Annotated in this window: 7 protein-coding genes and 1 pseudogene (1 of these 8 cut by a window edge); 6 read left to right on the forward strand and 2 right to left on the reverse strand. The window is 71.2% G+C overall.

The window, feature by feature from the left end; translation table 11 throughout:
- Positions 1-163: pseudogene (locus TSO352_RS34120) on the forward strand (choline ABC transporter permease subunit); the annotation flags it as partial.
- 35 nt (positions 164-198) lie between these two features.
- Here TSO352_RS34120 and betI read toward each other — a convergent pair.
- Complete coding sequence (gene betI, locus TSO352_RS26945; RefSeq protein ID WP_109110160.1) at positions 199-774, reverse strand: transcriptional regulator BetI; 576 nt, start codon at positions 772-774, stop codon at positions 199-201.
- Between the two features lie 189 nt (positions 775-963).
- On the opposite strand from betI, the gene TSO352_RS26950 reads away from it, so the two are divergent.
- The 5 genes from TSO352_RS26950 (at position 964) to mgrA (ending at position 9,120) form a co-directional block, all read left to right on the forward strand.
- Positions 964-1,962 (forward strand): choline ABC transporter substrate-binding protein, encoded by a 999-nt coding sequence (locus tag TSO352_RS26950; RefSeq protein WP_109110161.1) that lies wholly within the window; start codon positions 964-966, stop codon positions 1,960-1,962.
- 221 nt (positions 1,963-2,183) lie between these two features.
- Positions 2,184-4,847: a HAMP domain-containing sensor histidine kinase gene (locus tag TSO352_RS26955; protein WP_247872452.1), complete on the forward strand. Its 2,664-nt coding sequence runs from the start codon at positions 2,184-2,186 to the stop codon at positions 4,845-4,847.
- Positions 4,848-5,021: 174 nt separating this feature from the next.
- The gene (locus TSO352_RS26960) at positions 5,022-6,476 is read left to right on the forward strand and encodes an ABC transporter substrate-binding protein (RefSeq protein WP_247872453.1); all 1,455 of its coding nucleotides are present in this window, start codon (positions 5,022-5,024) and stop codon (positions 6,474-6,476) included.
- A gap of 44 nt (positions 6,477-6,520) precedes the next feature.
- A complete protein-coding gene (locus TSO352_RS26965) occupies positions 6,521-7,984 on the forward strand; it encodes a diguanylate cyclase (RefSeq protein ID WP_109110164.1) in 1,464 nt (487 codons plus the stop codon).
- Positions 7,985-8,079: 95 nt separating this feature from the next.
- Positions 8,080-9,120 carry an L-glyceraldehyde 3-phosphate reductase gene (mgrA, locus tag TSO352_RS26970; RefSeq protein WP_109110165.1) on the forward strand — a complete coding sequence of 347 codons (1,041 nt, stop codon included), beginning with the start codon at positions 8,080-8,082 and terminating at the stop codon, positions 9,118-9,120.
- Positions 9,121-9,150: 30 nt separating this feature from the next.
- On the opposite strand, the gene TSO352_RS34320 is transcribed toward mgrA, so the two are convergent.
- Positions 9,151-12,500, reverse strand: the 3' portion of a protein-coding gene (locus TSO352_RS34320; RefSeq protein ID WP_109110166.1) for an AAA family ATPase. It continues 424 nt past the right edge of the window; 3,350 of the gene's 3,774 nt are visible here — the last part of the coding sequence; its start codon lies off the right edge, out of view — the gene reads right to left on this strand; its stop codon occupies positions 9,151-9,153.

Below are 12,500 nucleotides of genomic sequence, written 5' to 3' on the forward strand. Positions count from 1 at the left end.
TGTCGTGCTGCAGGGCATCCAGCGCCTCGACATCGGGCTGGGGGTGGAGAGCGGGCTGGCGGTGGTGCTGCTGGCCGTCGTGCTCGACCGCATCACCCAGAGCTTCGGCCGCGCACCCTCGCCGGCGGCGCCGGGCAAGCGGCGCCGGTGGTGGTTCCGGTGAGGCCGCCGGCGTCCGGGCGGCCGGCCGTTCCGGCCTCAGGCGTTCAGTTCGGCGTCCAGGTAGTCGAGCGCCACGGCGCGCGCCTCGCTGCCGTCGAGGGCGCCGGTCAGCGCGAAGCGCAGCCACAGCCCGTCGATCATCGCCGCCAGACCGATGGCGACCCGTTCCGCCCGCTCCGCCGGCAGCAGGGCCCGCAGGCTGTGCAGCAGGTTGGAGTGCAGGCGCCGGGCGTTGATCCGCTGCAGCCGCGACAGCGCCGGGTCGTGCGGCGCCTGGGCCCAGAAGCCCAGCCACGCCGAGACCACCCGCGGTTCGAACTGGCCGGCGGCGAAGTTGCAGTCGACGATCGCCTCCAGCCGGGCGCGCGGACCGTCGGCGGCGGCCAGCCGCAGGGTAACGTCGTCGCGCAACTGCTGGAGCATGCTGCGCATCGTCGCGGCCAGCAGCTCGTTCTTGCCGCCGAAATAATGGTGGATGATGCCGGGCGACACGCCCGCGCCGCGGCTGATCGTCTGGACCGTGGTGTCGGCCAGACCATGTTCGCCCATCGAGGTGATGGTGGCGTCGATCAACTGGCGGCGGCGGATGGGTTCCATTCCGACTTTTGGCATGGGGCGAGCGGTCTCCTGTCCAGTCGGTCAAGTGGGTCGGCAACCGAAGGGCGGGCTGCAACCGAAGACTTGGCCTGCACGCCAAACAGATGCGCCATTTTCACCGTTCCGTCGATGATGAAATCGGCGGCCGGCGGATGGCAATGGTCCCGAACGGACACAACGAGAAACGGCTTTCAGGAGTTGACGATGACGGTTTGGAAGGCTCTGGCCTGTGGGATGAAGGCGGCGATGACGTCGTCGATGACGGCGGCCGTGGCGGGGATGGCGGTCCTGGCGCTGGGGGGTGGTGCCGCGCTGGCCGCCGATCCGGCGTCCTGCAAGGCGGTGCGCTTCGGCGACGTCGGCTGGACCGACATCGCGGCGACCACGGCGCTGGCCTCGGTGACGCTGGACGGGCTGGGCTACAAGCCGACCACCACCATGACCTCGGTCCCGCTGGTCTACACCGGGCTGAAGACCAAGTCGCTCGACGTCTTCCTCGGCAACTGGATGCCGACGATGGAGCCGTTCATCAAGCCGGTGCTGGAGGACGGCTCGGTCGAGGTGACGCGGGTCAACCTGGAGGGCGCCAAATACACGCTGGCGGTGCCGAAATACGCCGCCGACGCCGGGCTGAAGAGCTTCGCGGACATCGCCAAGTTCAAGGACAAGCTGAACGGCAAGATCTACGGCATCGAGGCCGGCAACGACGGCAACCTGATCATCGACAAGATGCTGAAGGCCGACGCCTTCGGCCTGAAGGACTTCAAGCTGGTCGAATCCAGCGAGGCCGGCATGTTGGCCGAGGTGAAGCGGGCGGAACGCAGCAAGGGCTGGATCGTCTTCCTGGGCTGGGAACCGCACCCGATGAACAAGTCCTTCGCGCTGACCTACCTTGAGGGCGGCGACGACTGGTTCGGCCCCAACCTGGGCGGCGCCACCGTCAGCACCAACGTCCGCAAGGGCTACGCCGCCGACTGCCCGAACGTCGGCAAGCTGCTGTCCAACCTCAGCTTCACGCTGGCGATGGAAAACGCGGTGATGGACGCGATCATGAACGGCAACAAGAAGCCGGAGGCCGCCGCCAAGGCCTGGCTGAAGCAGAACCCGGACGTGCTGAAGGGCTGGCTGTCCGGCGTGACCACCATCGACGGCAAGGACGGCCTCGCCGCCGTGCAGGCCAAGCTGGGCCTGACCAAGTCGTAACCGGCCAAACGGCCTTCGCAGCGGGGTACCGTGCCCACCGGCTTCGTACCCCGTTTGCGTGCGCCCCTTTATCCCTTTGCCCCAGCTCGTTGCTCTGGTAAGGCCCAGGAGGTCTTCAGCGCGGGAGCGGTCGTGGCGGCTCGCCCAACATCGTTGCCGGTTCCCCCACGGCCGGTCCTTCAGGGGGTGTTCGGGCGCCGCGCCGTCGCGGTGGCCGGCGCATGAGGATTCGTTCACGCATCGCTGTGGTCGGCGGCGTGCCGGTCGCGGTCGCGACGGTGATCGCCATCACCGGCTGGCTGCTGCTCGGCCGCAGCGAGCGGGTGTACGAGGCGGCGGTGCTCGCCGGCTCGGTCTACCGCGACGTCCTGGCGGCGACCGCCGCCCGCATCGATTATCTCCAGGTCGCCCCCGGCGAGCGCCCGGGCCGCGCCGCACGGTTCGAGGCGCTGTCCGACTCCGCCGGTGACGAGCTGCGGCGGCTGGGCGACGCCGGCTCCGCCACCGCCGACCGCCGGGAGGTCGGGCGCGCCACCGCGGTGCTGGAGCGTTACGTCGGCCTGATGCGCAGCTTCATCGCGGTGGCCGCGGCGAACGACGAGGCGGTGGCCGACATGGCCCGCTATTCGTCCTCGCTGACGTTGCTGACCGACCGGGCGCGCGACCGTCAGCACGCGGCCAACGTCGATTTGCTGGGGGCGCTGACCGACGCCGACCATCGGCTGCGCGACAGCCGTGACGTGGTGGACGGTGCCCACGAACTGCGCGAGGCGATGCTGGCGCTGCAACGGACCGAGGCGTTGCACGTCGTCGGCCTGCTCGCCACCGGCCAGGCCGCTGAGGGGCGGCTGTTGACGGGTGGCGACTTCCGCATCCTCATCGACAAGCTGATCGCGACGGCGGAGCGGCTGCAGGACGCGTTGCACCGCACCGACGTCCTGGCCGACCGCTATCCGGCGGTGCTGGCCGCGCGCCGCTACACCGACGCGGTCACCGCCTTGCAGGCCGCCGTCGCCGACGTGCGCCAGGCGCGGCAGCGCCGCGACGAGGTGCTGGATCGTTTCGAGCACGCGGCGCTGGAGGTCGCGGCCGGGATGGCGTCCGGTTCGGCCGGACTGGCGGAGCGGATGCTGGCGGAGCGGGTGACCCGCACCCTGCCGGTGGTGCGGGCGCTGGTGCTGACCGGCGCGCTGGACCAGCCGGACGTTGCCGCCCTGCCGATGCTGCTGCCGTCGCTGCACCCGCTGTTCGAGGCGTTGCAGGGCGCGCTGGCGCGGACGGTGGAGGCGCAGCGCGCCCTGTCGGCGGCCCAGCGGACCAGCGCCGAGGCCGCCGCCGCCATCGAGGCGCTGACCGCCCGCGTCCTGACGGTCAAGTCGACCGGCTACACCGCGCTGCAGGACGAGGTGGTGCAACTGCTGGCCTACGCCATCCAGGCCAACGACACCGAACAGGAGACCCAGAACGTCGCCGTCGTTGCCCTGCGGCTGGGCCGGCGGGCGGCGGGCGCCGTGGCCGCCCGCGACGCCGAGGACGCCGACCGGATCGTCGCCGACGCGGGCGACCTGCTGGCCACCGTGCGCGGCCTGCCGATGGCGCCGCTGCTGCAGGACGAGGTGCTGTCGGCGATCCGCAACTGGCGCGACAGCCTCGGCCGCACCGCCGAAGGGCTGCGCCGGCTGAACCAACTGCTGGTCGCCATGGACCGCGACGCCGGCACCCTGGTCGAGACGGCACGCCAGTTGGACGAGACCTTCCGTGACGAGGCGGCGCGCATCGGCGAGCTGCTGACCCGGATCCTGATCATCGGCGCCACCATCGGCCTGCTGCTGGGTGGCGGCGCGGCGCTGGTCGTCGCCCGTTCCATCAGCCGGCCGGTCCTGCGCCTTCAGCAGCAGATGACCCGGCTGGCCGAGGACCCGCTGGCCGGCCCGATCGACGGCACCCGGCGCCGCGACGAATTCGGCGCCATGGCCCGTGCCGCCGCCTTCTTCATCCGCGAGATCGGCCTGCGCGAGCAGGCGACGCGCCAGGCGAAGGAACGGGCCGACCGCGCGCTGGAGGATTTGCGCCGCACCCAGGCCGAACTGATCCAGGCGGAGAAGATGGCCTCGCTGGGGCAACTGGTCGCCGGCGTCGCGCACGAGATCAACACACCGCTCGGCAACGCGCTGATGGGCGCCTCGCACATGCAGGACCGGCTGGCGGCGATCGGGCGGCTGGCCGGCGACGGCGCGCTGCGCCGCAGCGACTTCAACGAGTTCCAAGCCACCGCCGGGGAGCTGGCGCGGCTGATGGTGCTGAACCTTCGCCAGGCCGGCGATCTGGTGCACAGCTTCAAGCAGGTCGCCGCCGACCAGACCAGCGGCGCGGCGCGGCGCTTCCCGCTGAAGCCCTATCTGGAGGATCTGGCGACCAGCCTCAGCCCGTCCTGGCGCCGGGCCGGCCACAGCCTCCGCGTCGACTGCCCGGAGCCGGTGGAGATCGATGGTCATCCCGGCGTGCTGGCGCAGATCCTGACCAATCTGGTGATGAACTCCATCGCCCACGGCTACGACGAGGGGCAGGCGGGGCAACTGGCCATCGCCGCGGCCCCGGTCGACGGCGATCTGGTCGAGCTGGTCTACACCGATGACGGCCGGGGCATTCCGCCGGAGAACCTGGGACGGGTGTTTGATCCCTTCTTCACCACCCGCCGGGCCGAGGGCAACACCGGGCTCGGCCTGCACATCGTCTACAACCTCGTCGCGAACGGCCTGGGCGGACGGGTGACGGTCGACAGTGACGTTGGTCACGGTGTGCGCTTCATCATTCGCTTCCCTCGGCGTTTTTCAACTGATACCGTGCCAGCAATCGTTGAGAAGCAGTCTTTGCTGGAGCATTGAATGCCGTCTGCCCGAATCATTCCCTCGCCGTTCCTTGCAAAGGGCATTGCCATTTGCGCAATTTTCTTGGGCTTGACGGCGGCAGGGCCGGCTCTGGCTGACAAATCCCTGGTTTTTTGTTCAGAGGCTAATCCAGAAAGCTTCAACCCGCAGGTCACGACCACCGGCACCAGCATGAACGCGGCCCTGCCGCTCTACAACAACCTGATGGAGTTCGTGCGTGGGACCACGCAGGTCGTGCCCGGGCTGGCGCAGTCCTACACGGTGTCCGACGACGGCCTGACCTACCTGTTCCACCTGCGGCGCGACGTGTGGTTCCACGCCAACGACCGCTTCACCCCGACCCGCCCGTTCAACGCCGACGACGTCCTGTTCTCGATCGAGCGGCAATGGAAGGACGACCACCCTTTCCACAAGATCGGCCGGGCGACCTACGACTACTTCAAGGACATGTCGATGGCCTCCCTGCTGACGGCGGTGGAGAAGGTCGACGACCACACCGTCCGCATCACCCTCAGCCGACCGGAGGCGCCGTTCCTGGCCAACCTCGCCATGCCCTTCTCGTCGATCCAGTCGGCGGAATACGCCGCGGCGCTGCTGAAGGCCGGAACGCCGGACCTGTTCGACGAGGAGCCGATCGGCACCGGGCCGTTCCAGTTCGTGTCCTTCCAGAAGGACATGGCGATCCGTTACAAGGCGTTCGACCGCTATTGGGGCGGGCGCCAGCCGCTCGACAACCTGATCTTCGCGATCAATCCCAACGCCGCGGTGCGGCTGAACAAGCTGCGCTCGGGCGAATGCCACCTGATGGTGTTCCCCAACCCGGTCGAGCTGGCGAAGATCGACAAGGACCCCAATCTGGTGATCCAGCGGCGCGAGGGGCTGAACCTCGCCTACATGGCCTTCAACACCCGCAAGGCTCCGCTGAACGACGCGCGGGTGCGCCGGGCCATCGGCATGGCGATCGACAAGAACACGCTGATCGACGCGGTCTACCAGACCGGCGGACGGGCGGCGAAGAACCCGATCCCGCCGATCATGTGGTCCTACGACGACACCATCCAGGACCATCCCTTCGACCCCGAGGCGGCGCGCCGCCTGCTGGCCGAGGCCGGCTATCCGGACGGCTTCGCCATCGACCTGTGGTACCCACCGGTCGCCCGCGCCTACATGCCCGATGGCAAGCGCGCGGCGCAGATGATCCAGACCAACCTGGAGCGGGTCGGCGTCAAGGTGACCCTGGTCACCGACGAATGGCGCGAGTACCGCCGCCGTCTTGCCCAGGGGGAGCACGACATGGCGATCTATGGCTGGACCGGCGACAACGGCGATCCGGACAATTTCCTGTTCGTGCTGCTGGGCTGCGATTCCGCCCGCCCCGGTGGCGGCAACTTCGCCAAATGGTGCGACCCCGCCTTCGAGGAGCAGGTGGTGAAGGCCAAGCGCACCAGCGTCCTCGACGAGCGCGCCGCGCGTTACAAGGAGGCGCAGCGGATCTTCCACCAGGAAATGCCCTGGTATCCCATCGCCCACGCCGTCGTGTCGGTGGCCCTGCGCAAGGAGGTGAAGAACTACCGCATCGACCCCTTCCTCCAGGTGTTCTCCGGCGTCGACATCGAAAGCCAGTGATCGGGGACCGACACGTGACCGAGGGTGAGCGGCAGGCGCCGATAATGCCGAGGAACGACGACCCGTTCGCGGACGATCCGCTGTTCGCCGACGAATCGGCTGACGAATCGGCCGATTGGCCGGCCGGCGGGGCCGCGCCCGTGCCGAACCGGGAAGAGCCGTGGCCGGTGCTGGTCGTCGACGACGACGAGCAGGTGCACGCGATGACCCGCGTGCTGCTGAATGATTTCGAGTTCGAGAACCGCCGCTTCGCCATCGTCAGCGCCTTCTCCGCGGCGGAGGCGCGGGCGATCCTGGCCGAGCGGTCCGATCTGCCGGTGATCCTGCTGGACGTGGTGATGGAAACGCAGGACGCCGGCTTGCGGCTGGTCCACCACATCCGCCGCGAACTGGGCAATCGCCACATCCGCATCATCCTGCGCACCGGCCAGCCCGGTCAGGCGCCGGAGCGCGAGGTGATCGTCGCCTACGACGTCAACGACTACAAGAGCAAGGCCGAACTGACCGCGCAGAAGCTGTTCACCAGCGTGATCGGCGCGGTGCGCGGCTGGCGCGATCTGGTCACCATCGAGCAGCTGAACCAGTCGCTGGAACGCCGCGTCGCCGAACGCACCGCCGCGCTGGAACGCCAGACCGCCCTGGCCGAGGAGCAGCGCCGCTTCATCGAAACCCTGGTGGAGTTGATGCCGAACCCGGTGTGGTACAAGGACGCCGACGGTCGTTACGCCTTGTGCAATCGAGCCTTCCGCGAGCTGTTCCCCGGTGTGGCGGGTGGCGGCACCGACGGCGACACCGCCGAGGCGTTGCGGATGGCGATCGGCGCCCCGCCGGCCGGCGGTTCCGCCGCCTTCACCTTTGAAACCGGCGTCGTCGATCCGGCCGGCGACCATCGCGAGCTGCTGGTGGCCAAGCGGCCGTTGACCGGGCCGACCGGCGAGGCTGCCGGGCTGATCGGCATCGCCACCGACATCACCGACCGCCGCCGGATGGAACGCGAACTGCACCGTCTGGCGATCACCGACCCGTTGAGCGGCGCCCACAACCGCCGCCACCTCCTGGATTTGCTGGAGCGGGCGCTGTCCGGCGAACCGCCGCCGGCCGGCACCGGCCCGGCCTCGCTGCTCATGCTCGACATCGACCATTTCAAGCGGATCAACGATGCGCTGGGGCACGCCGCCGGCGACGCCGCGATCTGCCGGGCGGTTGACGAGATCCGCCGCCACCTGCGCAGCGCCGACGCTATCGGCCGCATCGGTGGGGAGGAGTTCGCGATCCTGCTGCCCGACACCCCGCGCAGCGCCGCCGCCGGCATCGCCGAACGCCTGCGCGCGGGCTTGGCCGAGCTGGACGTCGCGCTGCCGGACGGCCGCCGCTTCCGCCTGACCGCCAGCTTCGGCCTGACCGAGCTGCGCCCGCTGGACGACACGGTGGAACAGGCGCTGAGCCGTGCCGACCAGGCGCTCTACCGCGCCAAGGCCGGCGGCCGCAACCGGGTGGAGCTGGGGTAGGGCGCCCAGCGCAGAAGGGCGATGCGCCGGCGGGGGATTGCGCCCGGCCGCTCCGGCGACCTATGCTCTGATATATCACTTTTCGGGAGCACGCCATGCAGCCGCCTTACCTTGCCGATGAGTCCCGCCACGACCGGATGAGCTACCGCCGGTGTGGGCGCAGCGGGCTCGACCTGCCGGCCGTCTCGCTGGGGCTGTGGCAGAATTTCGGCGGCACCGACGTGTTCGCCACCGGACGCGCCGTGCTGCGCCGCGCCTTCGACCGCGGGGTGACGCATTTCGACCTCGCCAACAATTACGGCCCGCCGCCGGGTTCGGCCGAGGAGAATTTCGGCCGCATCCTCGCCACCGACTTCCGCCCCTACCGTGACCAGATGGTCATCTCGACCAAGGCCGGCTACGAGATGTGGCCGGGCCCCTACGGCAATTGGGGATCGCGCAAGTATCTGGTCTCCAGCCTGGATCAGAGCCTGAAGCGGATGGGGCTGGACTATGTCGACATCTTCTATTCGCACCGCGTCGACCCCCGCACCCCGCTGGAGGAGACGATGGGCGCGCTCGACCACATCGTCCGCCAGGGCAAGGCGCTGTATGTCGGCATCTCCTCCTATTCACCGGAGATGACGCGTCGCGCCGCCGGGATTCTTCGCCAACTGGGCACGCCGTGCCTGATCCACCAGCCGTCCTACTCCATGCTGAACCGCTGGATCGAGGGCGGGCTGCTCGGCACGCTGGACGAGCTGGGCATGGGCTGCATCGCCTTCTCGCCGCTGGCGCAGGGCATGCTGACCGCGAAGTATCTCGGCGGGCAGCCGACCGACGCCCGCGCCGCCAAGGGCGGCACCCTGCGGGCGCATTTCCTGTCGCCGGAAAACCTGGAGCGCGTCCGCGCCCTCGACGCCATCGCCAAGCGGCGCGGCCAGACGCTGGCGCAGATGGCCATCGCCTGGGTGCTGCGCGACCCGCGCGTCACCTCGGCGCTGATCGGCGCGCGGACGGTGGAGCAGCTCGACAACTCCCTGGACGCGCTCGGCAACCTGTCTTTCGCGCCGGAAGAGCTGGCGGAGATCGACGTCCACGCGGTGGACGCCGACATCAACCTGTGGCGGGCGTCCTCGACCTCCGAAGCCGGCTGAGGCCGGAACGGGCAGGGTGGTGGTGGCGGTTCACGCCTCCACCACCTCGCCGACGGTTTCCAACCCCAGGGCGCCGGCCGTCGACAGCACCGTGACCCGGCTGCGCCCGCCCCCCAGCGGCACCACCCGGATCTGGGTGCCGATCCGCTCGACCATCGCCGGGACATGGCTGATGACACCGACCTGACGGCCGCCCGCCTGCAACGCCTCCAGGCAGGACAGCGCGACGTCGAGGCTGTCGGGATCGAGCGAGCCGAAGCCCTCGTCGATGAACAGCGTGCCGATGCCGCCCGCCGTCCCCGCCGCCATCGCTGACAGGCCGAGCGCCAGCGCCAGCGACACCAGGAACAGCTCGCCGCCGGACAGGCTGTGCACGCCGCGCCGCTCGTCGCCCATCTCGCGGTCGACGACCTGGATTTCCAGATCGGCCCCGGCCACCCGTTCCAGCCGGTAGCGGCGGGCCAGATCCTCCAGATGCTGGTTGGCGTGGGTCAGCAGCAGGTCGAGGCTGAGGCTCTGCGCGAAGTTGCGCATCTTCTGCCCGTTGGCCGAGCCGATCACCTGCGCCAGCTTGCTCCACAGCCCATGGCGCGCCCGCTGCGCCTCGATCGCCATGGTCAGGCCGGCGAGGCGGCGGCGGTTGTCATCGTCGGCCTCCAGCCGGCCACGCGCCGATCCCAACCGCACGCGGTCACGCTCCAGCGCCTCCCGTGCGGTGGCCGCCGCGGCGGTCGCCTCCTCCGCGCTCTGCGCCGGCCGGTTCGCGGCGTGATGGTCGGCGCGCAGCCGCCGCCGTTCGGCAACCAGCAAGGCCCCATCGCTCCGCGCCCGCTCCAGCGTGGCCAGCGCTTCCTCCTCCGCCTCCAGCGCCGATTCCGGCGCGGCCAGCCGCCGACGCACCTCATCGAGCCGGACGGACAAGCCGGCGGAGCGTTCGTCCGCCGCCCGCTCCAACCGTTCCTTCGCCGCCGTCGCCTTGTCGGCGCAGAGCCGTGCCGCCTCACCGCGGGTTTCCCGTTCGCGCTCCGCCGCCGACAGCCGGGCGGTGGCGTCCTGCCGCACCACGGTGGCCTTCTCGACCAGCGCCTCCGCCACCTGCCGTTCGTCGGCCAGCGCTTTGCGCACGGATGCCACCGTCTGCCCGCCGAGCAGGCCGCCGCGGGCCGACCGCGCCTCCTCCAGCCGGCCGGTGAGGTCGGTGACCCGGTCGCGCGCCTCGTCCTCCGCCCGCACCGCCGCGTCCAACTCCGCCGCCTGGACGGCGCGCTCGCCAACCGCCCGTTCGACCTCGCGGGTCGCCCGCGCCAGCGCCTCACGCTTCCGCCGATGCTCGGCCACCCGGTCGCCCAGCGCGGCGCGGAAGTGGTCGGGGCCGTTCTCCAACCGCTCCTGCCAGCCCGGCTCGCCGGCCAACACCTCCGCCAGTTCGGCCGCAGCGGCGTCGCGGTCCGCCTCCGCCCGTTCCAGCGCGGCGGTCGCCAGAGCCAGCGCCTGACGGGCGTCGGCCAGCCGGTGGCGGCTGGCCTCGGCCTCCGCGGCCAGCGTGGTGGCGGTCGCCTCCAGCCGACGCTGCTCCTCCTGCGCGGCGTCGAGCCGTCGGCGATGGTCGAGCGCGCGCTCCTCCTCGGCGGCGATGGCGCGCAAGTGCTGCTCCACCGCCTCCACCGCCTTGTTGAGGTGAGCCGGCTCGTCCGCACCGGCATCCCAGGCGACCGCCGCCGCCTGCTCCGCCCAGCGGGACGTCAACCCGTCGCTGTCCCGGGCGAGGCCCGCCAGCCGCGTCGCCAGCGCCTCCACCCCCTGACGCGCGGTCCGCGCCGCGGCTTCATGCCCGGCGTGTCGGGCCACTGCCGCCGCCAACCCGTCCTTCAGCCCGGCGAGGCGCTCGTCCAGGTCATGGGTGACGCGGGCCAGCGGCGTTGCCCCGGCCTGCGCCCACGGATGCGCCTCCGACCCGCAGACGGGGCAGGGCTCGCCCTCCGCCAACCGGCCGCGCAGACTTTCGACGTCCTCGCGCTGGGCGAGCAGCAGGCGCTGCAGCGTCCGCTCCGCCTCGTCCACCGTCGCGCGCTGCTCGCGCAAGGTCTCCGCCAACTCCTGCGCCGCCAGCTCCTCCCGCCCGGCGTCGGCCAGCAACCGCGTCCGTTCGCCCTCGGCGCTCTCCCGTTCAGCGGTCAGGCGCCGGCGCGCCTCGGCCGTTGCGACCAGCGCCCGCAGCCCGTCGCGTCGCCGACCGGCCTCGGCCCGTTGCGCCCGCGCGGCGTCGAGCGACGGCACCGCCTCCGCCCGCAACGCGGCAAGCGCCTGTTCGGCCGCAACGCAGCGGTCGCGCGCCTCGGCCTGCCGTGTCGCGGCGCTGTTCGCCGCGCCGCCGGCGTCGGCAACCGCGCGCTCCCGCAGCCGCTTGTCCTCGGCGGCGGCCTTGCCGGCGCGCGTCGCCGCGGCGTGGCGGGCCAGCACCGTGTCCCAGCGCTCCCACTGCGCCACCACCGGTTCGAAGCGGCTGCACTCGCGCAACCAGATCTCCAGCCGCGACGCCTCGGCCTGCGCCGCCGCCAGCGCGGTGTCGATCTCCTGCCCGCGCCGGCGCGCCGCGGCCGTTCGCTGCCCGGCGGCTTGCGCCGCGGTCTTGGCCGTGCCGTGTTCGCTGGTCAGCGCCGCAATCCGGCCATCGAGGTCGGCGGCGCGCGCCAAGTCGGGATCGGCCCGGGTCTGCGCCTCGCAAGCCGCCTCGAACCGCCGCCGGGACTCGCCATGACGGGTGGTGGCCTCCTCGAACGCACGCCGCGCCGCCTCCCACGCCGAGGCCGCCCGCTCGACCGCCTCCGCCGCCTCCGCTGCCTCGCCCGCGGCACGGTCGGCGTCGGCCAGCAGCGGGCGCAGCGGCTGCAACCGCCGCAGCCAACTGGCGGCCGACCGGCGCGGTTCAGCCGCCATCCACGCCCGCTCCGCCGCCTCGGCCGCCTCCACCGCCTGGGTTTCCGCCCGACCGAGCTGCCCGTCGCGCTCGTGCCATGCGATGGCGGACTGCGCCACCGCCAGTGCGTGCTCACCGGCCTGCACCGCCGCCGTCGCCTCGACCGCCTCGGCCTGCAAGGCCGCGCGGTCGTCGTCGTTCAGCACGCCGATGCCGCCGCCCTGCGCCTCCAGCGTGTCGAGCGCCTTCAGTTCGGCGCCGGCCCGCTCGTGGGCGGCGATCGACAGGCGCGAGTAGACTTCGGTCCCGGTCAACAGTTCCAGCAAGGACGAGCGGTCGCGTGGTGGTGCCTTCAAGAAGGTGGCGAAATCGCCCTGGGCCAGCAGCACCGCACGACGGAACTGTTCGAAACTGAGGCCAAGCCGCCGTTCGATCTCTTCCAGCACGCTCTTCTTGCCGTCGC

It is taken from the genome of Azospirillum sp. TSO35-2, assembly GCF_003116095.1.
Lineage (GTDB): Bacteria > Pseudomonadota > Alphaproteobacteria > Azospirillales > Azospirillaceae > Azospirillum.

Excerpts from the sequence above, each read along its gene's own strand:
- betI (WP_109110160.1), bottom strand. The coding sequence starts at position 774 with ATGCCAAAAGTCGGAATGGAACCCATCCGCCGCCGCCAGTTGATCGAC.
- TSO352_RS26950 (WP_109110161.1), top strand. The coding sequence starts at position 964 with ATGACGGTTTGGAAGGCTCTGGCCTGTGGGATGAAGGCGGCGATGACG.
- TSO352_RS26955 (WP_247872452.1), top strand. The coding sequence starts at position 2,184 with ATGAGGATTCGTTCACGCATCGCTGTGGTCGGCGGCGTGCCGGTCGCG.
- TSO352_RS26960 (WP_247872453.1), top strand. The coding sequence starts at position 5,022 with ATGAACGCGGCCCTGCCGCTCTACAACAACCTGATGGAGTTCGTGCGT.
- TSO352_RS26965 (WP_109110164.1), top strand. The coding sequence starts at position 6,521 with ATGCCGAGGAACGACGACCCGTTCGCGGACGATCCGCTGTTCGCCGAC.
- mgrA (WP_109110165.1), top strand. The coding sequence starts at position 8,080 with ATGCAGCCGCCTTACCTTGCCGATGAGTCCCGCCACGACCGGATGAGC.